At 67.5% G+C, this 24,430-nt stretch carries 16 protein-coding genes and 3 rRNA genes; all 19 read left to right on the top strand.

Going from position 1 to position 24,430, the window contains the following annotated elements:
• Positions 1 to 133: 133 nt before the first annotated feature.
• Positions 134 to 1,654: ribosomal RNA gene (locus H4W80_RS22510) — 16S ribosomal RNA — on the top strand.
• 293 nt (positions 1,655 to 1,947) lie between these two features.
• Positions 1,948 to 5,050: ribosomal RNA gene (locus H4W80_RS22505) — 23S ribosomal RNA — on the top strand.
• Between the two features lie 71 nt (positions 5,051 to 5,121).
• Positions 5,122 to 5,238: ribosomal RNA gene (gene rrf, locus H4W80_RS22500) — 5S ribosomal RNA — on the top strand.
• The 16S, 23S and 5S rRNA genes sit together here, the layout of an rRNA operon.
• A gap of 134 nt (positions 5,239 to 5,372) precedes the next feature.
• A complete protein-coding gene (locus H4W80_RS22495; RefSeq protein ID WP_192793672.1) occupies positions 5,373 to 6,665 on the top strand; it encodes a bifunctional folylpolyglutamate synthase/dihydrofolate synthase in 1,293 nt (430 codons plus the stop codon).
• The gene (locus H4W80_RS22490) at positions 6,662 to 7,003 is read left to right on the top strand and encodes a DUF4233 domain-containing protein (RefSeq protein ID WP_225963599.1); all 342 of its coding nucleotides are present in this window, start codon (positions 6,662 to 6,664) and stop codon (positions 7,001 to 7,003) included. Before H4W80_RS22495 ends, H4W80_RS22490 begins: the two co-directional genes overlap by 4 nt.
• A 9-nt stretch (positions 7,004 to 7,012) precedes the next feature.
• Positions 7,013 to 8,500 (top strand): hypothetical protein, encoded by a 1,488-nt coding sequence (locus H4W80_RS22485; protein ID WP_192786900.1) that lies wholly within the window; start codon positions 7,013 to 7,015, stop codon positions 8,498 to 8,500.
• Between the two features lie 153 nt (positions 8,501 to 8,653).
• The gene (ndk, locus tag H4W80_RS22480) at positions 8,654 to 9,064 is read left to right on the top strand and encodes a nucleoside-diphosphate kinase (RefSeq protein WP_138720277.1); all 411 of its coding nucleotides are present in this window, start codon (positions 8,654 to 8,656) and stop codon (positions 9,062 to 9,064) included.
• A gap of 380 nt (positions 9,065 to 9,444) precedes the next feature.
• Positions 9,445 to 10,476: a rod shape-determining protein gene (mreB, locus tag H4W80_RS22475; protein ID WP_192786899.1), complete on the top strand. Its 1,032-nt coding sequence runs from the start codon at positions 9,445 to 9,447 to the stop codon at positions 10,474 to 10,476.
• Positions 10,476 to 11,369, top strand: coding sequence for a rod shape-determining protein MreC (gene mreC / locus H4W80_RS22470; protein WP_192786898.1), 894 nt, complete (start codon positions 10,476 to 10,478; stop codon positions 11,367 to 11,369). The genes mreB and mreC overlap by 1 nt, the downstream gene beginning before the upstream one ends.
• Before the next feature lie 727 nt (positions 11,370 to 12,096).
• Positions 12,097 to 12,543 (top strand): rod shape-determining protein MreD, encoded by a 447-nt coding sequence (gene mreD, locus H4W80_RS22465; RefSeq protein WP_318787623.1) that lies wholly within the window; start codon positions 12,097 to 12,099, stop codon positions 12,541 to 12,543.
• Positions 12,540 to 14,585, top strand: a complete 2,046-nt coding sequence (gene mrdA, locus H4W80_RS22460) for a penicillin-binding protein 2 (protein WP_192786896.1) — start codon at positions 12,540 to 12,542, stop codon at positions 14,583 to 14,585. The genes mreD and mrdA overlap by 4 nt, the downstream gene beginning before the upstream one ends.
• Positions 14,586 to 14,757: 172 nt before the next feature.
• Complete coding sequence (rodA, locus tag H4W80_RS22455; RefSeq protein ID WP_192786895.1) at positions 14,758 to 15,924, top strand: rod shape-determining protein RodA; 1,167 nt, start codon at positions 14,758 to 14,760, stop codon at positions 15,922 to 15,924.
• A 4-nt stretch (positions 15,925 to 15,928) separates the two neighbouring features.
• Positions 15,929 to 16,108 carry a hypothetical protein gene (locus tag H4W80_RS22450; protein WP_192786894.1) on the top strand — a complete coding sequence of 60 codons (180 nt, stop codon included), beginning with the start codon at positions 15,929 to 15,931 and terminating at the stop codon, positions 16,106 to 16,108.
• A gap of 20 nt (positions 16,109 to 16,128) precedes the next feature.
• Positions 16,129 to 18,039: a TIGR03960 family B12-binding radical SAM protein gene (locus H4W80_RS22445; protein ID WP_192786893.1), complete on the top strand. Its 1,911-nt coding sequence runs from the start codon at positions 16,129 to 16,131 to the stop codon at positions 18,037 to 18,039.
• 153 nt (positions 18,040 to 18,192) lie between these two features.
• Entirely contained in the window at positions 18,193 to 18,945 is a 753-nt protein-coding gene (locus H4W80_RS22440) for a TIGR03936 family radical SAM-associated protein (protein ID WP_366329369.1), read from the top strand.
• Between the two features lie 144 nt (positions 18,946 to 19,089).
• Positions 19,090 to 22,086, top strand: a complete 2,997-nt coding sequence (locus H4W80_RS22435) for an Rne/Rng family ribonuclease (protein ID WP_192786892.1) — start codon at positions 19,090 to 19,092, stop codon at positions 22,084 to 22,086.
• Positions 22,087 to 22,302: 216 nt separating this feature from the next.
• Positions 22,303 to 22,605, top strand: coding sequence for a 50S ribosomal protein L21 (rplU, locus tag H4W80_RS22430; RefSeq protein WP_049575732.1), 303 nt, complete (start codon positions 22,303 to 22,305; stop codon positions 22,603 to 22,605).
• 15 nt (positions 22,606 to 22,620) lie between these two features.
• The gene (gene rpmA, locus H4W80_RS22425) at positions 22,621 to 22,878 is read left to right on the top strand and encodes a 50S ribosomal protein L27 (RefSeq protein ID WP_012893687.1); all 258 of its coding nucleotides are present in this window, start codon (positions 22,621 to 22,623) and stop codon (positions 22,876 to 22,878) included.
• Positions 22,879 to 22,998: 120 nt separating this feature from the next.
• Positions 22,999 to 24,351 (top strand): GTPase ObgE, encoded by a 1,353-nt coding sequence (gene obgE / locus H4W80_RS22420; protein WP_192786891.1) that lies wholly within the window; start codon positions 22,999 to 23,001, stop codon positions 24,349 to 24,351.
• Positions 24,352 to 24,430: the final 79 nt, after the last annotated feature.

Below are 24,430 nucleotides of genomic sequence, written 5' to 3'. Positions count from 1 at the left end.
GATCTTGGCGGGGATGTACGCGTCCGTTTCTTGAGAACTCAACAGTGTGTTAAAAGCCAGTGCATGAGATACATGCATATCCCCGTCATTATTGACGGAAATTGCTTGGATTCACAATCCAAACGAAAGACATTGTTTGGAGAGTTTGATCCTGGCTCAGGACGAACGCTGGCGGCGTGCTTAACACATGCAAGTCGAGCGGAAAGGCCCTTCGGGGTACTCGAGCGGCGAACGGGTGAGTAACACGTGAGCAACCTGCCCCTGACTCTGGGATAAGCCCGGGAAACTGGGTCTAATACCGGATACGACCGCCCCCGGCATCGGGTGGTGGTGGAAAGTTTTTCGGTTGGGGATGGGCTCGCGGCCTATCAGCTTGTTGGTGGGGTAGTGGCCTACCAAGGCGACGACGGGTAGCCGGCCTGAGAGGGCGACCGGCCACACTGGGACTGAGACACGGCCCAGACTCCTACGGGAGGCAGCAGTGGGGAATATTGCGCAATGGGCGGAAGCCTGACGCAGCGACGCCGCGTGGGGGATGACGGCCTTCGGGTTGTAAACCTCTTTCAGCAGGGACGAAGTTGACGTGTACCTGCAGAAGAAGCGCCGGCTAACTACGTGCCAGCAGCCGCGGTAATACGTAGGGCGCAAGCGTTGTCCGGAATTATTGGGCGTAAAGAGCTCGTAGGTGGCTGGTCGCGTCTGCCGTGAAAGCCCGCAGCTTAACTGCGGGTCTGCGGTGGATACGGGCCGGCTAGAGGTAGGTAGGGGCAAGTGGAATTCCTGGTGTAGCGGTGAAATGCGCAGATATCAGGAGGAACACCGGTGGCGAAGGCGGCTTGCTGGGCCTTACCTGACGCTGAGGAGCGAAAGCGTGGGGAGCGAACAGGATTAGATACCCTGGTAGTCCACGCTGTAAACGTTGGGCGCTAGGTGTGGGGATCTTCCACGATCTCCGTGCCGGAGCTAACGCATTAAGCGCCCCGCCTGGGGAGTACGGCCGCAAGGCTAAAACTCAAAGGAATTGACGGGGGCCCGCACAAGCGGCGGAGCATGTTGCTTAATTCGACGCAACGCGAAGAACCTTACCAAGGTTTGACATCACCCGGAAAGCTCCAGAGATGGGGCCCTCTTCGGACTGGGTGACAGGTGGTGCATGGCTGTCGTCAGCTCGTGTCGTGAGATGTTGGGTTAAGTCCCGCAACGAGCGCAACCCTTGCTCCATGTTGCCAGCACGCCCTTCGGGGTGGTGGGGACTCATGGGGGACTGCCGGGGTCAACTCGGAGGAAGGTGGGGATGACGTCAAGTCATCATGCCCCTTATGTCTTGGGCTGCAAACATGCTACAATGGCCGGTACAGAGGGTTGCGATACCGTGAGGTGGAGCGAATCCCTAAAAGCCGGTCTCAGTTCGGATTGGGGTCTGCAACTCGACCCCATGAAGTCGGAGTCGCTAGTAATCGCAGATCAGCAATGCTGCGGTGAATACGTTCCCGGGCCTTGTACACACCGCCCGTCACGTCACGAAAGTCGGCAACACCCGAAGCCCGTGGCCCAACCAGCTTGCTGGGGGGAGCGGTCGAAGGTGGGGCTGGCGATTGGGACGAAGTCGTAACAAGGTAGCCGTACCGGAAGGTGCGGCTGGATCACCTCCTTTCTAAGGAGCATCTTCACCCTTCACCACCGAATGTGTGGTGGGGTGACAGCTCACTAGTGGAGCACTGGCTACTCAACCAGGCCGTGATTGTCGGACTGCTAGTACCGCCCGTGAGGGAGTGGGAACGGGGTTTCGAGGGTCCGGGCTGATTGGACACACTGTTGGGTCCTGAGGAAACGGGCATGCGTGTTCGGTTCTTCTGACGTACAGGGCCACTGAAGCAACCTTTCGGGTTGTGGAGGTGGTTGCTGTTTGTTGTTTGAGATTTGCATAGTGGACGCGAGCATCTTTGTGGCCAAGTTTTTTAGGGCACACGGTGGATGCCTTGGCATCAGGAGCCGATGAAGGACGTGGGAGGCTGCGTTAAGCCTCGGGGAGTCGCCAACCAGACGTTGATCCGGGGATGTCCGAATGGGGAAACCTAGCACCAGTCATGTGGTGTTGCCTCCGCCTGAATGTATAGGGCGGTTGGTGGTAACGCGGGGAAGTGAAACATCTCAGTACCCGTAGGAAGAGAAAACAACAGTGATTCCGTGAGTAGTGGTGAGCGAAAGCGGATGAGGCTAAACCGGGCGTGTGTGATAGCCGGCAGGCGTTGCATGTCCGGGGTCGTGGGACCCTCTTGGTCGATCTGCCGATCGGCCGGACAGTAAGAAATCGATGGGGTAGTTGAAAGCTCTGGGAAGGGCTGCCGTAGACCGTGAGAGCCGGGTAGGCGAAACCTTGTCGACTGTTTGAGGGGATCCCAAGTAGCACGGGGCTCGAGAAATCCTGTGTGAATCTGCCAGGACCACCTGGTAAGCCTAAATACTCCCTGATGACCGATAGTGCACGAGTACCGTGAGGGAAAGGTGAAAAGTGCCCCGGTGAGGGGTCGTGAAATAGTACCTGAAACCGTGTGCCTACAAGCCGTAGGAGCTTACAGAAGCTTGCTTCTGTGTGATGTGACTGCGTGCCTTTTGAAGAATGAGCCTGCGAGTTATGGTGTGTGGCGAGGTTAACCCGTGTGGGGGAGCCGTAGCGAAAGCGAGTCTGAATAGGGCGTTGAGTCGCATGCTGTAGACCCGAAGCGGAGTGATCTACGCATGGGCAGGTTGAAGCTCAGGTAAGACTGGGTGGAGGACCGAACCCACCAGGGTTGAAAACCTGGGGGATGATCTGTGTGTAGGGGTGAAAGGCCAATCAAACTCCGTGATAGCTGGTTCTCCCCGAAATGCATTTAGGTGCAGCGTCGCGTGTTTCTTGCCGGAGGTAGAGCACTGGATGGCTAATGGGCCCGACAAGGTTACTGACGTCAGCCAAACTCCGAATGCCGGTAAGTGAGAGCGTGGCAGTGAGACTGCGGGCGATAAGGTTCGTAGTCGAGAGGGAAACAGCCCAGATCACCGACTAAGGCCCCTAAGCGTGTGCTAAGTGGGAAAGGATGTGGAGTCGCAGAGACAACCAGGAGGTTGGCTTAGAAGCAGCCACCCTTGAAAGAGTGCGTAATAGCTCACTGGTCAAGTGATTCTGCGCCGACAATGTAGCGGGGCTCAAGTACACCGCCGAAGTCGTGGCATTGACACACATGTTGTGTTGATGGGTAGGGGAGCGTCGTGCAGCCGGCGAAGCAGCAGAGTGATCTAGTTGTGGAGGCTGTGCGAGTGAGAATGCAGGCATGAGTAGCGAATCGAGGGTGAGAAACCCTCGCGCCGGATGACCAAGGGTTCCTGGGGCAGGCTAATCCGCCCAGGGTAAGTCGGGACCTAAGGCGAGGCCGACAGGCGTAGTCGATGGACAACGGGTTGATATTCCCGTACCCGCTTTAACGCGCCCATACTGAACCTCGTGATGCTAAGAGTCCTTAACTCGGGTTGTCCTTCGGGACGGCCGTCAGAGTGAACGCTCGAACCGATCGGGTAGTAGGTAAGCGATGGGGTGACGCAGGAAGGTAGTCCAGCCCAGGCGATGGTTGTCCTGGGGTAAGCATGTAGGGAGTGAGGTAGGCAAATCCGCCTCGCATATATCCTGAGATGTGATGCCGAGCCGATTGTGGTGAAGTGGATGATCCTATGCTGCCGAGAAAAGCCTCTAGCGAGTGTTGTGGCGGCCCGTACCCTAAACCGACTCAGGTGGTCAGGTAGAGAATACTAAGGCGATCGGGTGAACTGTGGTTAAGGAACTCGGCAAATTGCCCCCGTAACTTCGGGAGAAGGGGGACCTCTGCTGGTGATGAGTCTTGCACTCGGAGCTGGTGGGGGTCGCAGTGGCCAGGGGGAAGCGACTGTTTACTAAAAACACAGGTCCGTGCGAAGTCGTAAGACGATGTATACGGACTGACGCCTGCCCGGTGCCGGAACGTTAAGGGGACCGCTTAGTGCGAGTAATCGTGCGAAGGTGAGAACTTAAGCGCCGGTAAACGGCGGTGGTAACTATAACCATCCTAAGGTAGCGAAATTCCTTGTCGGGTAAGTTCCGACCTGCACGAATGGCGTAACGACTTCCCCGCTGTCTCAACCGCAGACCCGGTGAAATTGCAGTACGAGTAAAGATGCTCGTTTCGCGCAGCAGGACGGAAAGACCCCGGGACCTTCACTACAGCTTGACATTGGTGTTTGGAACGGCTTGTGTAGGATAGGTGGGAGACTGGGAAGCTCGGACGCTAGTTCGGGTGGAGTCATTGGTGAAATACCACTCTGGTCGTTTTGGATGTCTAACTCTGGTCCGTGATCCGGATCGGGGACAGTGTCTGGTGGGTAGTTTAACTGGGGCGGTTGCCTCCCAAAGGGTAACGGAGGCGCCCAAAGGTTCCCTCAGCCTGGTTGGCAATCAGGTGTTGAGTGTAAGTGCACAAGGGAGCTTGACTGTGAGACTGACGGGTCGAGCAGGAGCGAAAGCTGGGACTAGTGATCCGGCATCGGCGTGTGGAAGCGGTGTCGCTCAACGGCTAAAAGGTACCCCGGGGATAACAGGCTGATCTTCCCCAAGAGTCCATATCGACGGGATGGTTTGGCACCTCGATGTCGGCTCGTCGCATCCTGGGGCTGGAGTAGGTCCCAAGGGTTGGGCTGTTCGCCCATTAAAGCGGTACGCGAGCTGGGTTTAGAACGTCGCGAGACAGTTCGGTCCCTATCCGCTGCGCGCGCAGGAGACTTGAAAGGGGCTGTCCCTAGTACGAGAGGACCGGGACGGACGAACCTCTGGTGTGCCAGTTGTACCGCCAGGTGCACGGCTGGTTGGCTACGTTCGGGAGGGATAACCGCTGAAAGCATCTAAGCGGGAAGCTTGCCTTGAGATGAGGTCTCCCACCACGAGAGTGGGTAAGGCTCCCGGTAGACGACCGGGTTGATAGGCCGGAGGTGGAAGCACGGTAACGTGTGGAGCTGACCGGTACTAATAGGCCGAGGACTTGACCACAAAGCTTCTTGCTCGCGTCCACTAGGCAATTCTGAAACAACAAGCGGTAGTGCTTGATAGTTTCATAGGGTTACGGCGGTTATGGCGGGAAGGAAACACCCGGTTACATTCCGAACCCGGAAGTTAAGCTTCTCTGCGCCGATGGTACTGCACTCGGGAGGGTGTGGGAGAGTAGGTCGCCGCCGGACAATCTTTGAGGGGGTTCGACGCCTTGGGTGTCGGACCCCCTTTTTTTTGTGTGCTGTCACGGCCCCCGGTCGGGACCGCTTCCGGCGGTCAGTAGGGTTGAGGCGTGGATTATCGTGCGGTAGAACGCGCGATCATGGAGCGCGGCGTCGAGTGGGATTTCGAGCCGACGCTCGACAGGATCGCGGCCCTTCTCGATGTGCTCGGTTCGCCGCAAAGGGCGTACCCGGTCATACACATCGCGGGCACCAACGGAAAGACGAGCACGGCCCGGCTTACCGAGGCCCTGCTCAAGGAGCGCAATCTCAGAGTGGGACGGTTCACCAGCCCTCATCTGGTGTCGGTGCGCGAGCGGATCACGGTGGACGGCGAGCCGCTGAGCGAGGAGCGGTTCGCGGAGGTATACGAGGAGATCATCCCGTATGTCGAGCTGACCGACACCCAGGGGCGGCGCATCCAGTTCTTCGAGCTGCTGACCGCCATGGCCTTCGCCGCCTTCGCGGACACCCCGGTCGACGTCGGCGTGATCGAGGCCGGCATGGGCGGGTCCTGGGACGCGACGAACGTGGCCGACGGCACCGTGTCCGTGATCACGCCCATCTCGCTCGATCACACCGATCGCCTGGGTCCCGACATTCCCAGCATCGCCGGCGAGAAGGCGGGCATCATCAAGCCCGGCTCGACCACCGTGCTCGCCCAGCAGGAGCTGGCCGCCGCCGAGGTGCTCATGCGACGGGCCGCCGAGGTCGGCGCGGTCGTGGCCCGTGAGGGGCTCGAGTTCGGCGTGCTCAACCGGGAGGTGGCCATCGGCGGGCAGCTGCTCACCCTGCGCGGCCTCAAGGGCGTCTACGACGAGGTCTACCTGCCGCTCTACGGCGCGCACCAGGCGAGCAACGCGGCCTGCGCACTGGCCGCCGTCGAGGCGCTGACCGGCGGTGACGACCCGCTCGACGTCGATCTCGTACGGCAGGCGTTCGCGCAGGCGGCCTCGCCGGGGCGGATGGAGGTCGTGCGGCGGACGCCGACGGTCGTGATCGACGCGGCCCACAACCCGGGCGGCATGCAGGCGACCCTGGAGGGGCTGCACGAGGCGTTCGACTTCGCCAAGGTCGTCGGGGTCGTCGCGGTCATGCGGGACAAGGACGTCGACGCGCTGCTCGAGCTGCTCGAACCGGTGCTCGACGAGATCATCGTCACGCGTAACTCCTCCCCCAGGTCCATGTCGCCGGAGGAGCTCGCGGCCCTGGCCGAGCCGCTGTTCGGCGAGGAGCGCGTCCACCTGGTCGAGCGGCTCGACGACGCCATCGACCAGGCCATCGGCGCCGCCGACGCCGAGGGCGAGTTCAGCGGCACGGGCGTGTTCATCACCGGGTCGGTCGTGACGGCGGGTGACGCGCGGCAGCTGCTCAAGGCGGATGGTTCACGATGAATTTCCAGGTGACTCCAGGCATGCGCAGGCTGGGCGCCAGCGTGCTCGGCATGGAGGCCATCGTGGCGGGGCTGATCACGCCTGTGGCGATCACCGTGGGCGGGGTCGCGCCCGCGCTCGCGGTGACCGCCGGCATCGGGCTGGCCGTGCTGTGCGTGGTCGCCGCGGGCCTGCTCAAGCGGCCTTTCGGCTACATCCTCGGCAGCCTCGTCCAGGTGCTGGCGATCTGCACGGGCTTCCTCGTGCCGATGATGTTCTTCCTCGGCGCGATCTTCACGGCGCTGTGGATCACAGCGATTATCGTCGCTCGCCGTGTTGAGGGCGCTACTTCCCGCTAAAGTCGGCGCATGACCGTCCCCCCGATTCAGCGGTCGGCCGGGCCCCGGGTCCCATGGCTGCTCGATGTGACGCTCGGGTTGCTCGTCGTTGCCGCGCTGCCGCTGGCGATCGTCACCGTTCCCAACACGCTCTCCGTCGTCGCCAAGCTGCTGCCCGGCGACATCGACCAGGTCGGGCTGATGCGCACGCACGGCCTGGCCCTGCCCGCGCTCATGCTGACCGTGCCGCTGGCGGCGGTGGTGCTGCGGCGCGTCCAGGTGGTTCACGTCGTGCTGCTGGGGCTGGCGCTGGTGGCCCTGTCCGACGTCGCCGGCGGGTACGCGGGCTCGGAGCTGCTCGCCGGAGCGGTGCGGGTGCTGCGCGGCGTCGGCGCGGGCCTGGTCGTGCCGGCCACGCTGGCGGCCGTCTGGGACCGCGTGCCGGTGCTGCGGGCGCTGTGGGTGGGCGTGTTCAGCCTGAGCCTGCTCGCGGCCGAGGCGCTGGCGCTGTGGCCGCTCGACGAGGCGAGCAGCTGGAGGGTCACGCTGCAGCCCTACCCGATGCTGACGGGGATCGCGCTGGCCCTGGCCGGCGCGTACCTGATGCTCTGGATCCTGCTCGGGCGGCCCGCCACGCCGATGCTCAACGACGGGGAGCGGAGCCGGCTGCTGCTGGCCGCCGTGCCGGCGGCGGGCATCGCGGTTGTGGCGATCAGCACCGCGACCGAGGGATGGCGGGCCCTTCCGGTGATCGCACTGGCGGTGGTCGCCGTGGCCGGGCTGCTGGGGCTGGCCACGATCGGGGCCGCGGAGAGCCGTACGCTGGCGTACTCCATGGTGGCGGTCGGCGTGGTGCTGCTGCCCAGCGCGGCCCAGATCACGCTGGTGGAGATGGGCGGGCTCGGCGGGCCGGGGCTGCGGGGGCTCTGGGTGCCGTACGCGGTGGCCGGGCTGCTCGCCGTCGGCGCCGCCGCGGCCGTGCGCCGGTTCGCGGGGGCTTCCGGGCGGTGGCTGGTGCCTCTGGGGCTGCTCGCGATGGTCGTGGGGCTGTGCTCGGTGCGGCTCGTCGTGCCGTCGGCCGACGGGTTGGTGCTGGCGGTGCCGTTCACGCTGCTCGCCGTGGGGGCGGCGGTGACGTTGACGTCGGCGCTGCAGGAGGTGGGGGTCGGGACGGCGGTCTTCGGGCTCTCGCTGTGCGTCGCGGGGGTGCTGGCGGGGTTCCTGCTCGGTACGGGTGTGCAGATGGCCATGCTGGACGGCGTTTCGTCGGCTCAGGAGCTGGTCGACAGCTTCGTCGGCGCGCTGCACTCGTGGGCCCTGATCGGCGGTTTCCTCGCGGTGCTGGTCATCGTGCTCTCCACCGTGATGGCCCGGAGGGGTGCCGCCGGGCCCGGGGAAACGGCGTCCGTGCCGCCCGGGGAGGGCGCCGACAAGGCGGAGGAAGAGGAAGAACCTGCCGGTTCGGTGCCCGCCGTGCCGCCGCCCGGCCAATCGCCCGAGGACACCGCCTCTCCGTGACACCGTTCCGTGGGAAACCGAGGGTGGGGGCGCGGGACGGTAAGCTGAGGCCCAAGCCACGGTGACGCGTGGGCCCGTCCCTCGCGAAGAATCCCGCGGCCGGGCCGGGCGCCCGTGATCGCGATCCTCACTCTGTTCGAAGGAGAACTCCAAGTGTCCGAGCGCACTCTTGTCCTGATCAAGCCCGACGGGGTTAAGCGCGGCCTCATCGGTGACGTGATCGCCCGTGTGGAGCGCAAGGGCCTCAAGGTCGTGGCGATGGACCTGCGCACCCTCGACGCCGACACCGCCAAGTCGCACTACGCCGAGCACTCCGAGCGGCCGTTCTTCGGTGAGCTCGTCGAGTTCATCACGTCCGGGCCGCTCGTCGCCATGGTCCTCGAGGGCCCGCGCGCCGTCGAGGCGTTTCGCGCGCTGGCCGGCGCGACCGACCCGGTCAAGTCGGCCCCCGGCACGATCCGCGGCGACCATGCACTCGAGATCGGCGAAAACGTCGTCCACGGCTCCGACTCGCCCGAGTCCGCCGCCAGGGAGATCAAGATCTTCTTCCCTGACCGTTTCTAGGCGATTCGCCTCGCCAATCCGCGCCCGTGCAGCATGTCGCTGCGCGGGCGCGCGTTTTTGTCGGGCGCCTGCCGTAGGGTGGCGACGTCTTGGTGTGCGGGGAAGATTCCTGGGCGAGGTGGGGGCGGGATTTTGTCGGGGCTTCCGCGTACGGTTGGCAGGGTCGATACGTGAGGCCTCAAGCTGATGGGCGTTTTGGATCGTTCCAGCAAGCCTTTGGGTGTTGTGGTGCAATCCGGGCAAAATTGCGGTTGAGGTAGGGGCTGGAGATTTTTGTGGGGCGCGAGGGCTCATTGCGCCCATCGGTGGGTACGTCACGTTACGATTCGAATTCGATCCGTAATCATTCGCGAACGACGTTACGGAGGGCTCCGTTCCCCATGGGCAGCAAGCTCGCGTTTCTCGGCCGTGACATGGCGGTCGACCTGGGCACCGCCAACACGCTGGTCTACGTGCGCGGCCGGGGCATCGTGCTCAACGAGCCCTCAGTCGTAGCGATCAACACCGCCACAGGCAAGATCGTGGCGGTCGGCATCGAGGCCAAGCGGATGATCGGTCGTACGCCTGGCAACATCGTCGCCGTCCGCCCGCTCAAAGACGGCGTGATCGCCGACTTCGATGTGACTGAGCGGATGTTGCGATATTTCATCCAGAGGGTGCACCGACGTCGCCATCTCGCCAAGCCGCGCATCATCATCGCCGTGCCGAGCGGCATCACCAGCGTGGAGCAGCGCGCGGTGAAGGAGGCCGGCTACCAGGCAGGCGCCAGGAAGGTCTACATCGTCGAGGAGCCCATGGCCGCCGCCATCGGGGCCGGGCTCCCGGTGCACGAGCCGACCGGAAACATGGTGGTCGACATCGGCGGGGGCACCACCGAGGTGGCGATCATCTCGATGGGCGGCGTGGTCACCAGCCAGTCCATCAGGATCGGCGGCGACGAGCTCGACCAGGCGGTGATCGCGTTCGCCAAGAAGGAGCACTCGCTGATGCTCGGCGAGCGCACCGCCGAGGAGATCAAGATCGCGATCGGCTCGGCCGGCCCGACCGGGGAGGAGTCGCACGCGGAGATCCGCGGGCGCGACCTGGTCAGCGGGCTGCCCAAGACCATCGTCGTGTCGAGCGAAGAGGTCAGGAAGGCCATCGAGGAGCCGGTCAACGCCATCGTCGACGCGGTCAAGACCACGCTCGACAAGTGCCCGCCCGAGCTGTCCGGCGACATCATGGACCGCGGCATCGCGCTCACCGGCGGGGGCGCCCTGCTCAAGGGGATGGACGAGCGCGTCAAGGCCGAGACGGGCATGCCCGTGCACCTGGTCGAAAACGCCCTCGACTCGGTCGCCATCGGCTCCGGTAAGTGCGCCGAGGAGTTCGAGGCGCTCCAGCAGGTCCTGGTGCCGGAGTCGCGGCACTGATGAGAGACTCTCGCCATGCGCGGCTGATCCTGGGCGGGCTGCTGACGGCGGCCCTGATCATCCTGACCGTCGACCATCGCACTGGCGACAGCTCGCCGCTGCGGCCGCTGCGGACTGCGGCGGCTTATGTGTTCGGCACAGCGGAGCAGTTCGGCGGGGGGCTGGTGCGCCCCGTCGGAGGGTTCGTCCGCGCCCTCCTGAACGCGCCCGGCGCCCAGGACCGCATCAACGCGCTCAAAGCGGAGAACGCCGAGCTGCGGGCCGGGCTGGTCGCCAGCAAGCTCGACGCGACCCGCTCGAAGGAGCTCAAGCAGCTGCTCGGCCTGTCGGGGTCGGGCGGATACAAGGTGGTCCCGGCCAACGTGGTCGCGCGGCGCGGGCTACCGGGCTTCGAGGACGCCGTGCAGATCGACGCGGGCACGAGTGACGGCATCCGTACGGAGATGACCGTCCTCAGCGGCGAAGGCCTGGTCGGACGCGTCGTCAACGCCGCCCCGCACAGCTCGACGGTGGTGCTCCTCAGCGACCCGGCCTCGGCCGTCGGGGCGCGGCTGGAGGGCGGCAAGGAGATCGGCGTGGTGCATGGGGTGGGGGAGAACGGGCGGCTCGTCCAGTTCCGCCTCCTCGACTCCACGGCCCCGCTGACCAGTGGCGCGCGGATCGTGAGCTTCGGCTCGCAGAACGGCAGCCCGTACGTGCCCGGGGTGCCGATCGGGGTGATCGAGCGGGTGGAGTCGACGCCGGGGGAGCTCACGCGTATCGCGTACGCCCGTCCGTACGCGGATCTGTCGGCCCTGGACGTGGTCGGTGTGGTGGTGGAGGCTCCGAAGCGGGATCCGCGTGACGCGGTGCTGCCCGCCAAGGCGCTGCCTGCCACGGAGGGATCGCGATGATCGGGCGGCGGGCGGTTCCACGGCGCCTGCCGATCAATGGGCGTGGTGATACCGGAGCTCGCGGAAGCGGCGCCGGCTGTCTGGCTTCCTGGGGCGGTGCCGGCAGGTTTCTGGGCGCGCGGTGCAGTGGTGGCGGGTGGCTTGGCGCGCGATGGGGCGCTGGTGGGCATGCGGACGTGGCGTGGCGTGCTGGTGGGCATGCGGGCGCGCGGTGGGGCGCCGGCGGGCGCGTCGACGTGAGGTGGGGCGCCGGCGGGCGTGTGGGCGCCTGTCAGGGCAGCGGTGGCCGGCTGGAGCGTTCCATCAAGAGGTGGCGCTGCGGGTCTCTGAGAGGGCTTGTGGCGGCCCCTGGCGATGGCTGGGCGTGGCCGGTGCGGAGGGCATCGGGGTGGATCGGCGTGCGGGCGACTTGCGGAAGCTCGGCCTCGGCCCCGGTGTGGGAGTCGGTGAGGACGTCGGCTTGGGCATCGGGCTCGCGTGGGCTCCGGTCGTCGGCGCGAGTCCGGTTGCGGGCGCGGGTCTCGTCGTTGGCGCGGGTCCGAGCGGCGGGCGGTGGCCGGTGGGCGTTGGTGACGATCGGGCTGGACCGTCGGTGGCGCGGTTCGCTGGAACGGCTCGAACGGCCTGGCCGGGCTCCATCCGGCGAGCCGGGCGTGGGGCGGGCGTGTGGGGCGGGGCGGATTGTGAGGGATTCCCGGGAGGGGGCGCGGTGATCGGCGGGTTGTCCGTGTTGTTGGCCTTGCTGGCGCAGGTCATGTTGGTCAACCGATTTCCCCTGCCGGCCGGGGGCTCGCCTGACCTGGTGCTGCTGGCCGTGATCGGGGCGGTGTTGGGGCGGGGCGCGGCGTCCGGGGCGGTGCTCGGGTTCAGCACCGGGCTGCTCGTCGATGTCATGCCGCCGACCGCGCACCTCGTGGGGCAGTACGCGTTCGTGCTGGCGCTCGTGGGTTACGTGGCCGGGCGTGGCGCCGGCGGGCCGGTCACGACCGTGGTGTTGTGCGTGCTGATGGCGCCGTTGCTGGCGGCGGTCGTGAGCGGGCTGATCGCCGATCCACGGGTGACGATCTCCACGCTGACCGAGCAGGTGCCCGTCACCATCGTCTACACGCTGGTCGTGTCCCCCATCGTGATCTGGCTGACCACACGGGGCAGGGAGGCGAGGTTCTCGACATGATGCGGATGCGGGCCAGGCTGCTGGTGGTTCAGGTGCTCGTGGTGACGCTGCTCGTCGTGCTGGCCGTGCGCCTGTGGCAGGTGCAGGTGGTGCGCGGGAACGAGTTCGTGACGCGGGCGACGGAGACCAGGACACGGGCCGTGATCGTGCCCGCGGTGCGGGGGCAGATCCTCGACTCGCACGGGCGGCCGTTGGTGCGCAACAAGACCGCGTTGGTCGTGTCCGTGGACCGGACCAGGCTGACCAGGATGAAGGACGGCGGGCTCAAGGTGCTGGGCAAGCTGTCGGCGGTGCTCGGCCGGCCGGTCGCCGATCTGCAGCAGCGCATCACGCCGTGCGGTCCCGGGGTCTCCAAGCCCTGCTGGACGGGGTCGCCGTACCAGCCGGTTCCGCTCGACGAGAAGGTGGACACTCGGGAGGCGCTGCAGATCCTCGAGCGGCAGGAGGAGTTTCCCGGGGTCACGGCGGAGATCCACTCCGTCAGGCAGTATCCCGGCGGGCGTGACGGGGCGCAGATGCTCGGCTACCTGCAGCCGGTCACCGAGGCCGAGCTGGAGAAGCGCGAAGGGCTGAAGGCCAGCTTCTCCGGGGTGGACCTGGCGGGGCGTGACGGGCTCGAGTACGTCTACGACGAGGCGTTGCGCGGCAAGTCGGGGCTGCGCAGGGTGCAGGTCGACAGGATGGGCAAGGCGCTCGGCGTCGAGGAGCAGATCACGCCGATCCCCGGCGACCATCTGGTGACCAGCATCGACTCGCGGGTGCAGGCCGTGGTGGAGAGGGCGCTGGAGAAGGCGATGAAGTCCGCGCCGGGGGCCGACGGCGGTGCCGCGGTGGTGCTCGACGCGCGTTCGGGACGGGTGGTGGCGCTGGCCAGCGCTCCCGGGTACGACCCGGCGGTCTGGGCGGGCGGGATCTCGACGCGCGGATATCAATGGCTGCTGTCGGATAAGTCCGGCAAGCCGCTCGTGTCCCGGGCGATCAACGGGCAGTTCGCGCCGGGTTCGACGTTCAAGATCTCGTCGGTGTCGGCGATGCTGCGGTCCGGATACCCGCTGAACGGCACGTACGGATGCCCCGGCTCCTACATGGTCGGCGACCGGGCGTTCAGCAACTTCCGCGGCGTTTCTCTCGGCGATCTCAGCCTGCACACCGCGCTGGTCAAGTCGTGCGACACGATCTTCTACAAAGCCGCGTACGAGCAGTACCTGAAGGACGGCGGGCGCAACCCGAAGAAGGCGACCAAGGAAATCTTCGCGAACACGGCCAGGGCGTTCGGGTTCGGCAGGCCGACCGGGGTGGACCTGCCGGGTGAGTCCTCCGGGCGCATCCCCGACCGAGCGTGGAAGAAGGACCTGTGGAACCGCACCAACGCCGTGACCTGCGAGCGGTCGCGCAAGGGATATCCGGAGGTCAAGGATCGGGCGCGGGCCGACTTCCTCAAACGGCTCGCGCTGGAGAACTGCACCGAGGGGTTCCTGCTGCGGCCGGGAGACTCGGCCAACTTCTCCATCGGCCAGGGCGACGTGCTGGTGACGCCGATGCAGCTCGCGCGGGCGTACATGGCGCTGGTGAGCGACGGGAAGCTGCGCAGCCCGCGCATCGGCTGGGCGCAGGTGCGGCCTGACGGCAAGGTGGTCCGGACCATCCCGGTGCCGGTCGTGGGCAAGCTGCCGATCAGCGAGAAGGAACGGCTCTACATCAAGAACGCGCTGAGCGACGTCCCATCGGACGGCACCGCGGCGGGGGCCTTCGCCGGGTTCCCGATGGACAAGGTGCGCATCGGTGGCAAGACCGGTACGGCGGAGGTCTGGGGCAAGCAGGACACCTCGTGGTTCGCGTCATTCGCGCCTACGAAGAATCCGCAGTACGTGGTCGTGGTCATGGTCTCGCAGGGTGGGATGGGCGCGCAGACGGCGGCGCCTGCCGCGCGGGAGATCTACGAAGGGATCTACGGCATCAAGCGGCCGCCCGCCGTGCCTGGTGGGAGGCTCACGACGAGGCTGCCCCGCTTCTCGCCTGACGGAACGGTGGCCGGAGGATGAGCGCCCTGAGCCCGGGGCCGGGCGCGGGCGGTCGGGCGGTTGGCGCCTGTGCAGGCGGCTGTGCGGCCGGCTGTGCAGGCGGGTGGGTGGGCGGCTGTGCGGCCGGATCGGTGGGCGGCTGGGTGGCCGGCTGTGCGGGCGGGTGGATGGTGGCTGGGATGGAGGTGCGGAGGTGATCGATCGGACGGTGGGTGTCCGGCGGCCGTCGCTGTTCCGCCGAGTCGCCGGTGAGAACTCGACGGTGCGCAGGCTGGATGCCCTGATGCTGGTCGCGGTGGCCGGGCTGTGCGTGATCGGCACGCTGCTCGTCTGGTCGTCCACCAGGACCTGGGCCCCGGGCTCGACGGGGCTGGTGAAGAAGCACATTTTCAACGAGGCGATCGGGATCGTCCTGTGCGCGATCGTGGCGACCGTAGACCACCGGGCGATGCGCGCGTACGCGCCGCTGGTGTTCCTGGTGTCGCTGATAGGGCTGGGGCTGGTCATCACGCCGCTGGGCGCGACGATCAACGGGTCGCACTCGTGGATCCTGCTCGGCGGCGGGTTCGCGGTGCAGCCGTCGGAGTTCGCCAAGGTCGGGCTGCTGCTGATCATCGCGATGGTGCTCGCGCAGCCGGCCGAGGGCAGCGATCGGCCGCGCGGGCTGGACATATGGCTGGCGCTCCTAGCCTCGGGGATCACGATGGGGCTGGTGATGCTCCAGCCGGACCTGGGGACGGCGCTGGTGCTGGCGGTGATCACGGCCGCCGGGCTGATCATCGCGGGGGTGCGCAAGCGGTGGATCGGGGTGCTGACGCTGCTGGCGATCGCCGGGGTGTTCTCGGTGTTCTACTTCCAGCTGCTGGAGCCGTACCAGGTGGCCCGGTTCACGGCGTTCGTCGATCCGAGCGTCGATCCGCGCGGCGTGGGCTACAACAGCACGCAGTCGATGATCGCGATCGGCTCCGGGCAGCTCCTGGGGAAGGGGCTGCTGGGCGGCGGGCAGACGACCGGGCGGTTCGTGCCCGAGCAGCACACCGACTTCATCTTCACGGTGGCGGGGGAGGAGTTCGGGTTCCTCGGGTCGGTCACGGTGGTGCTGCTGCTCGGCGTGGTGCTGCTGCGCGGGCTGAAGATCGCCAGGCAGTGTGACGACAGGTTCGGGACGCTGGTGGCGGGCACGATCGTGTGCTGGTTCGCGTTCCAGACGTTCATCAATGTGGGCATGACGATCGGGATCATGCCGATCACGGGGCTGCCGCTGCCGTTCGTGTCGTACGGCGGTACGGCCACGTTCGCGAATCTCATTGCGATTGGGCTTCTTCAAGCCATCAGAGTGCGAAGACAGTCGTTTAATTAGAGACATGTTCTTGGCCTATTGCGATGAGTGCGAGGAGCGCTTTCTGCTGCCCGCGAACCACGTCGTCGGCGTGCACAATCTGGCGAGCGGCGTGATCGCCGTCGAGCTGACCTGCTACGAAGGGCACCGGATCCTGGTGCTCAGCGGAAACGACATCGACATCCCTGGACCTGCCACCGTCTGAGCGCCGCTACGCTGGACCGTATGTCTGTCGAGTCGGTGTTCCCCCGCCTGGAAGCGCTGCTGCCCAAGGTGCAGAAGCCCATCCAGTACGTCGGGGGTGAGCTCAACTCGACCCTCAAGGACTGGGACTCCGCCGACGTGCGGTGGGCGCTGATGTATCCGGACGCCTATGAGGTCGGGCTGCCCAACCAGGGTGTGGCGATCCTCTACGAGATCCTCAACGAGCTGCCCGGCACGCTGGCCGAGCGCACCTACGCGGTGTGGCCGGATCTCGAGGCGCTCATGCGGGCCGAGGGAGTCCCGCAGTTCACCGTCGACGCGCACCGGCCGGTGCGCGCCTTCGACGTGCTCGGCGTGTCGTTCTCGACGGAGCTGGGCTACACCAACATGCTCAACGCGCTCGATCTGGCGGGCATCCCGCTGATGGCCGTGGACCGGGGTGAGGACGACCCGATCGTGCTCGCCGGCGGCCACGCGGCCTTCAACCCCGAGCCGATCGCCGACTTCCTCGACGCGGCCGTGCTCGGTGACGGAGAGCAGATCTCCATCGCCATCTCCGAGGTCATCCGCGAGTGGAAGGCCGAGGGCAAACCCGGCGGGCGGGACGAGCTGCTCATGCGGCTCGCCGAGTCCGGCGGGGTATATGTCCCGAAATTTTACGATGTGGACTACCACCCGGACGGTCGCATCAAGCGCGTCGCCCCCAACAGGGCCGACGTGCCGTGGCGGGTGCACAAGCACACCGTGATGGACCTCGACGAGTGGCCCTACCCGAAGAAGCCGCTGGTCCCGCTGGCCGAGACCGTGCACGAGCGGTTCAGCGTGGAGATCTTCCGCGGCTGCACCCGGGGCTGCAGGTTCTGCCAGGCGGGCATGATCACGCGCCCGGTGCGGGAGCGCTCGATCACCACGATCGGGGCGATGGTCGAAAACGGCATCAAGGAGTCCGGCTTCAACGAGGTCGGCCTGCTGTCGCTGTCGTCGGCCGACCACTCCGAGATCGGCGACGTCGCCAAGGGCCTGGCCGACCGCTACGAGGGCACCAACACCTCGCTCTCGCTGCCGTCCACCAGGGTCGACGCGTTCAACATCGATCTGGCCAACGAGTTCTCCAGGAACGGCAGGCGATCCGGCCTGACGTTCGCCCCGGAGGGCGGCTCCGAGCGCATGCGCAAGGTGATCAACAAGATGGTCACCGAGGAAGACCTGATCCGCACCGTCACCACGGCCTATTCGCAGGGGTGGCGGCAGGTCAAGCTCTACTTCATGTGCGGCCTGCCCACCGAGCAGGACGAAGACGTGCTGGGCATCGCCGACCTGGCCAAGAAGGTCATCCAGGCGGGCCGCGAGGCGACCGGCAGCCGCGACATCCGCTGCACGGTCTCCATCGGCGGCTTCGTGCCCAAGCCGCACACGCCGTTCCAGTGGGCCGGGCAGGCCGACCACGAGACCGTCGACCGACGGCTCAAGGCGCTGCGCGACTCGCTCAGAGGCGACAAGCAGTACGGCAGATCCATCGGCTTCCGCTACCACGACGGCAAGCCCTCGATCGTGGAGGGCCTGCTCTCGCGCGGCGACCGCCGGGTCGGCGCCGTGATCCGCGCCGTCTGGGAGGACGGCGGCAGGTTCGACGGCTGGAGCGAGCACTTCTCCTACGAGCGCTGGATGGCGGCCGCCGCGAAGGCGGGCGTCGACGTCGACTGGTACACCACGCGCGAGCGGGCGGAGAACGAGGTCCTGCCGTGGGACCACCTCGACGCCGGGCTCGACCGTGAGTGGCTCTGGCAGGACTGGCAGGAGGCCGTCTCCGGCGGCGAGGTCGAAGACTGCCGCTGGACTCCTTGCTACGACTGCGGGGTCTGCCCGACGATGGGCACGGAAATTCAAATCGGCCCCACGGGGCGAAAACTCCTTCCTCTGACGGTGGTCTAGCGCGCTCAGTGGGCAGCCGGTGCCTCGGCGTACACGCACACGCGCCGGGGCGGCTTATCCTGAGACGAAGGAACTCTTACAAGGGAAGGACGACCAGCTCTGAAACCTGTTCCCGAAGGGCCTCCGCCCGCGCCCACGGCGCAGCGCCTTCGCGTGCGCTACGCCAAGCGCGGCCGCCTGCGCTTCACCAGCCACCGCGACATCTCGCGGGCCGTTGAAAGGGCGGTCCGCCGTGCCGGCATACCGGTGGCCTACAGCGCAGGTTTCTCGCCCCACCCGAAGATCTCCTACGCGGGCGCGGCGCCGACCGGCGTCGCCAGCGAAGCCGAATACCTCGAGATCGGTGTCACCACGCCGTGCGATCCGGAGCAGGTGAGACAGGACCTGGACGGGTCGCTGCCGCCGGGGCTCGATGTGCTCGACGTTGTGGCGGCGGGCCCGGGTGGGCTGGCTGACCGCTTGGAGGTCTCCGACTGGGAGGTGCGGCTGCCCGGTGCCGATCGCGAGCTCGCCGAGGTGGCGGCCGAGAAGTTTCTCGCGGCAGGCACTGTGGAGGTCGAGCGCCTCACCAAGAAGGGCCCCCGTCGCTTTGACGCGCGGGAGGCCGTCCTGGGGCTGACGGTGTCCGAGGGAACAGACAGAACTGCAGCTCAGGTGCTCGGAGGGCCGTGTGTCATACTGCGCATGGTTGTTCGGCACATGACGCCTGCCGTTCGACCCGACGATGTGCTCACAGGGCTGCGCCTTGTGGCCGACTTCGCGCCGCCGGTTCCCCCCGAGGTGACCAGGCTGGCGCAGGGGCCGCTCGACGCCAGCACTGGTGCGCTTGCCGATCCGCTCGACCTGGACCGCGACACCACGCGCGGCGGCGAGGCGGGACCGGCGAGTGAGCACGTCGCCGGTTGAGGAGGTGCCCTGCGTGAGCGGGGCACGACCGCTGACAGGACTTGGCGCCGACACCCCCTCATCGGGGGCGTTGGCGGACAACGAGACACGAGAGCTCCTGCGCGGCGCGGCGACGCGCCCGGGAGCTGACGGGAGAGCGCCCGCATGCTCGAGAACGAGCCCAACGCCGGGGCCATTGGCCCTGACGGGGAGACAATTGAACAGCCCGAGGTGACCCCACGTCGCCGCTCCGCCAGCCGCCCGGCGGGTCCGCCGCCGGAGCCGGAGGAGCCTGTCCACGTTCCGGTCACCACTGTCGCGGCGCAGGCCGCGCCGTCCGTGGCTGACGTACAACCGGTGCAGAGCACCGCCGCGCAGCGCGCGGCGGGAGAGCCCGCGCCCGAGATCATCTCCGCCGCGCCCGCGCCGGAGGCCGCTGCGGCGGCCGCGCCGGAGAGCCCGGTCGAGGCGGCCGCGCCGGAGAGCCCGGTCGAGGCGGCCGCGGCCGAGGCCGTCGCTGAGGCGGTCGAGGAGAAGCCCAAGAGGACCACGCGGACCCGGTCCACCGCCACGACGACGCGGCGCCGCACGACGAAGAAGGCCGCCGAGGCCGAGGCGGAGGCCGCCTCCCCCGTGGAGGAGCCGGCCGCCGAGGCCGCCGAGCCGGTGAAGCGGCGCAGGACGCGCAAGAAGGCGGAAGAGGCCGTCGAGGAGGCCGTCGCAGGCGCTGTGGGGGCGGTGGCCGACTCCGAGAAGGCCGCCGCGAGCGAGGGCCCGGCCGCGACGACCACGCCGAGCGCCGGGACGGCACCCGCCGCCGGCGCCCAGGCGACCGCCGAGGCCGCACGCGCCGGTGGTGCTGAGGCTGCACGCGCCGGTGGCGCCCAGGCGGCCCGTGCCGACGGTGGGCAGGCCGACGCCGAGCGCGCCGGTGATGCCCAGGCGGCCGAGGATGAGGACATCCTGGAGATCCTGCCCGACAACGAGCCCCTGGACGACGAGCCTGCCGGCGAGGACCTCGACGAGGAGCCCGTACGGCCGAGCCTGCTGTCCGACCCGTTCGGGTTCGCCGCGCGCACGCCGGCCGAGCCCGGCACCGCGTTCCAGCGGCCGGCGGCGATCTTCGCGCCGCTGTTCCAGGCGCCCGACCCCAGCCAGGCCAAGCCCGCCGTCACCCGGCGGGCCGAGGCGCCGCAGCCCGCTCCTGAGCCCGAGGAGATCGAGGAGCCGGTCGACGAGTCCGCGGTAGAGGACGAGACCGACCTCGACACCTCCGACGAGCAGGAGGAGGAAGAGGGCGCGGGCCGTCGTCGCCGCCGCAGGCGGGGCGGCCGGGGCCGCGGCAAGTCGCGCGAGCGTGACGAGGGCGAGGAAGGCGAGGAGCAGGACGAGGAGTCCGAGGAGGAGCAGGCCGACGAGGGCGCCAACGACGAGGAGTCCTCCACCTCGCGCCGCCGCCGTCGCCGTCGCCGCCGGGGCTCCGACGAGGGCGCCGAGCCGGCCAGCGACGACCCGCCGAACACGGTGGTGCGCATCCGCGCGCCGCGCGCGGGCCGCAGCAGCACGCTGGAGACCGCGACCGACGGCGTGCAGAGCGTGCGCGGCTCCACCCGGCTGGAGGCCAAGAAGCAGCGCCGCCGCGAGGGGCGCGAGCTGGGGCGCAGGCGTCCGCCGATCATCACGGAGTCGGAGTTCCTGGCCCGCCGCGAGTCCGTCGACCGGATGATGGTGGTGCGCCGCCACGGCGACCGTACGCAGATCGCGGTCCTGGAGGACGGCGTGCTCGTCGAGCACTACGTCAACCGCGAGGCCAGCCAGTCCTACGTCGGCAACGTCTACCTCGGCAAGGTCCAGAACGTGCTGCCCTCGATGGAGGCGGCGTTCGTGGACATCGGCAAGGGCAGGAACGCCGTCCTGTACGCCGGAGAGGTCAACTTCGACACCGCCGGGCTGGAGGGCCAGCCCAAGCGCATCGAGTCGGCGCTGAAGTCGGGCCAGTCGGTGCTCGTACAGGTCACGAAGGACCCGATCGGGCACAAGGGCGCCCGGCTCACGTCCCAGATCAGCCTGCCCGGGCGATACCTCGTCTACGTGCCGGACGGGTCGATGACCGGCATCAGCCGCAAGCTGCCCGACAAGGAGCGCACGCGGCTCAAGAGCATCCTGAAGAAGGTCATGCCGGAGAACGCCGGCGTGATCGTGCGTACCGCCGCGGAGGGCGCCTCCGAGGACGAACTGGCGCGCGACGTGGCCCGCCTGTCCGCCCAGTGGGAGAGCATCCAGAAGAAGGCCAAGTCGGCCAGCCCGCCCGAGCTGCTGTCCGCCGAGCCCGATCTCACGATCCGGGTCGTGCGCGACGTCTTCAACGAGGACTTCACCTCGCTGATCGTGCAGGGCGCCGACGCCTGGGACACGGTGGACGACTACGTCAAGTACGTCGCCCCGCACCTGGGCGAGCGCCTGGCGCGGTGGGACGGCGACCAGGGCGACGTGTTCGAGCACTACCGGATCGACGAGCAGCTCGGCAAGGCGCTCGAGCGCAAGGTGTGGCTGCCCAGCGGCGGCTCGCTGGTGATCGACCGTACCGAGGCGATGACCGTCGTCGACGTCAACACCGGCAAGTTCACCGGGCAGGGCGGCAACCTCGAGGAGACCGTCACCCGGAACAACCTCGAGGCGGCCGAGGAGATCGTGCGCCAGCTCAGGCTGCGCGACATCGGCGGCATCATCGTGATCGACTTCATCGACATGGTGCTGGAGTCCAACCGTGACCTGGTGCTGCGGCGGCTGCTGGAGTGCCTGGCCCGCGACAGGACCAAGCACCAGGTGGCCGAGGTCACCTCGCTGGGTCTGGTCCAGATGACGCGTAAGCGGGTCGGACAGGGGCTGCTGGAGGCCTTCTCCACGCCGTGCGAGTGCTGCAACGGGCGTGGCCTGCTCGTCTCCACGGAGCCGGTCGAGCCGAAGCCCGAGCCGCGCGGCACGCAGGGGAAGATGGCCATCGAGAAGGCGGTCTCCGACAAGGTTTCCGCGGCCAAGGACACCTCGAGCCGTGATACGGTGACCGGTGCGCTTGAAGACGTCCCGGCTGAGGACGACCAGGCCAGCCAGACTTCCGGCAGAGGGCGGCGACGCTCGCGCCGAGCCAAGTCGGCCGAGTAGTTCTCGGCAGGCTTCCGACGTTCCGTCCGGTTCGCCTAGGGCACCGTTAATCCGGTACCCTGGTGTATCGGTGCGTCAGGTGACGTGCCCTGTTGGCGCGCTTACTCGGTTCGTCGGTTTGAGACAGGCCGAATGACAGGCGCAGCATTCGGCGGCCGCCTCTCGATGGGGCGGCTGATGTACGAGACAACAGTGAGTCAGTAGAAGGGTTCCGCGGTGTACGCGATCGTTCGTTGCGGCGGCAGGCAGCAGAAGGTCTCCGTCGGTGACGTCCTCGAGGTGGACAAGGTCGCCGGCGAGGTCGGCTCTTCGGTTTCGCTGCCGACGGTGCTCGTCGTCAACGACGGCGATGTGACCACGGAGGCGGGCAAGTTCACGGTCAGCGCCGAGATCCTCGGCGAGACCAAGGGCCCGAAGATCCGGATCCTCAAGTACAAGAACAAGACCGGTTACAAGAAGCGCCAGGGTCACCGTCAGCGGTACACCCAGGTCAAGATCACCGGTATCGACCAGGCCTGAACGGGAGTTTGAGAGATGGCACACAAGAAGGGCGCGTCGTCCACCCGGAACGGTCGTGACTCCAACGCTCAGCGCCTGGGCGTCAAGCGCTTCGGCGGCCAGCTGGTCAACGCGGGCGAGATCATCGTCCGTCAGCGTGGCACCCACTTCCACCCCGGCGACAACGTGGGGCGTGGCGGCGATGACACGCTGTTCGCGCTGGCGGCCGGTCACGTGCAGTTCGGTGTCAAGCGCGGCCGGCGGGCCGTGAGCATCGTTCCCGTCGCGGAGTAGGGGTTCTTCCTCTCCGTAGACCTTGGGTTTTCTTGCCAGAGGGGTGGATCGCGGTGTCGATCCGCCCCTTTGCTTTTGGCTGACTTCCGCCGGTGGGCGGCGGGTGTGGAGGAGTGCAGAGTGCCGGACTTTGTGGACCAGGTGGTCCTTCATATCGGCGCCGGTGATGGGGGGAACGGGTGCGCCTCCATCCATCGGGAGAAGTTCAAGCCGCTCGGCGGCCCCGACGGCGGCAACGGCGGCCGGGGCGGTGACGTCGTCCTCGAGGTCGACCCCAACACGGCGACGCTGCTCGAATACCACCGCCGGCCGCACCGCAAGGCCGAGAACGGCAAGCAGGGGCAGGGCTCCAACCGGGACGGGGCCAACGGCGCGGACGTGATCCTGCCCGTGCCCAACGGCACCGTGGTGAAGAACGCCTCCACGGGTGAGGTGCTGGTCGACCTCGTGGGCGTCGGCACGCGGTACGTCATCGCCGAGGGCGGGCACGGCGGCCTGGGTAACGCCGCCCTCGCCACGACCAAGCGGAAGGCGCCCGGGTTCGCGCTGCTCGGGGAGCCCGGGGACGCGCTCGACGTCATGCTGGAGCTCAAGAGCGTGGCGGACGTGGCGCTGGTCGGGTTCCCGAGCGCCGGCAAGTCCTCGCTGATCGCCGCCCTGAGCGCGGCCAAGCCCAAGATCGCGGATTACCCGTTCACGACCTTGATCCCCAACCTGGGGGTGGTGACCGCGGGGGAGACCGTGTTCACCGTCGCCGACGTGCCCGGCCTGATCCCCGGGGCCTCGCAGGGGAAGGGGCTCGGGCACGAGTTCCTGCGCCACGTCGAGCGCTGCGACATGCTCGTGCACGTCATCGACTGCGCCACCATGGAGCCCGGGCGCGACCCGATCACGGACTACGAGGTCATCGAGTCGGAGCTGCACGCGTACGGGAAGCTGGAGGACCGGCCCCGGCTGGTCGTGCTGAACAAGGCGGACGTGCCCGACGCGCGGGAGCTGGCCGAGCTGGTCACGCCCGAGTTCGAGGCGCGGGGGCTGCGGGTGTTCACGATCTCCGCGGCCACGCACGACGGGCTGCGGGAGCTCACGTACGCGATGGGCGAATGGGTCGCCGCGGCCAGGGCCCAGAAGCCGATCGAGGAGCCCACCAGGCTGGTCATCAGGCCCAAGCAGCTCGGCGACACCGGGTTCCGGGTGCGGCGGGTCAACGAGAACCTGTTCCAGATCACGGGCGAGAAGCCGGAGCGGTGGATCAGGCAGACGGACTTCAGCAACGACGAGGCCGTGGGATACCTCGCCGACCGGCTCGAACGGCTCGGCGTGGAGGCGGAGCTGGCCAAGGCCGGCGCCACCGCCGGCGCCGAGGTGGTCATCGGGCCGATGGAGGGCGGCTACGTCTTCGACTGGCAGCCCACGCTCAGCGCCGAGTCCGTACGGCAGGGCCCGCGAGGGTCCGACAACCGCCTCGTATAGGAGCGCCACGCACCGGCCGACGTTCGGGTGCGCTCGGCGTGGAGGGTCGGCGGGCCGTACCCCGCCGGGCTCCGCGAGC

This window comes from Nonomuraea angiospora, assembly GCF_014873145.1.
Lineage (GTDB): Bacteria > Actinomycetota > Actinomycetes > Streptosporangiales > Streptosporangiaceae > Nonomuraea > Nonomuraea angiospora.
This window is presented reverse-complemented; position numbering and strand designations above follow the sequence as displayed.

What these genes read in the sequence shown, in the direction of transcription:
- H4W80_RS22450 (WP_192786894.1), top strand. Translation starts at nt 15,929, where the DNA reads ATGTTCTTGGCCTATTGCGATGAGTGCGAGGAGCGCTTTCTGCTGCCC.
- H4W80_RS22490 (WP_225963599.1), top strand. Translation starts at nt 6,662, where the DNA reads ATGAATTTCCAGGTGACTCCAGGCATGCGCAGGCTGGGCGCCAGCGTG.
- mreB (WP_192786899.1), top strand. Translation starts at nt 9,445, where the DNA reads ATGGGCAGCAAGCTCGCGTTTCTCGGCCGTGACATGGCGGTCGACCTG.
- mreC (WP_192786898.1), top strand. Translation starts at nt 10,476, where the DNA reads ATGAGAGACTCTCGCCATGCGCGGCTGATCCTGGGCGGGCTGCTGACG.
- H4W80_RS22485 (WP_192786900.1), top strand. Translation starts at nt 7,013, where the DNA reads ATGACCGTCCCCCCGATTCAGCGGTCGGCCGGGCCCCGGGTCCCATGG.
- rpmA (WP_012893687.1), top strand. Translation starts at nt 22,621, where the DNA reads ATGGCACACAAGAAGGGCGCGTCGTCCACCCGGAACGGTCGTGACTCC.
- mrdA (WP_192786896.1), top strand. Translation starts at nt 12,540, where the DNA reads ATGATGCGGATGCGGGCCAGGCTGCTGGTGGTTCAGGTGCTCGTGGTG.
- H4W80_RS22445 (WP_192786893.1), top strand. Translation starts at nt 16,129, where the DNA reads ATGTCTGTCGAGTCGGTGTTCCCCCGCCTGGAAGCGCTGCTGCCCAAG.
- H4W80_RS22495 (WP_192793672.1), top strand. Translation starts at nt 5,373, where the DNA reads ATGGAGCGCGGCGTCGAGTGGGATTTCGAGCCGACGCTCGACAGGATC.
- H4W80_RS22435 (WP_192786892.1), top strand. Translation starts at nt 19,090, where the DNA reads ATGCTCGAGAACGAGCCCAACGCCGGGGCCATTGGCCCTGACGGGGAG.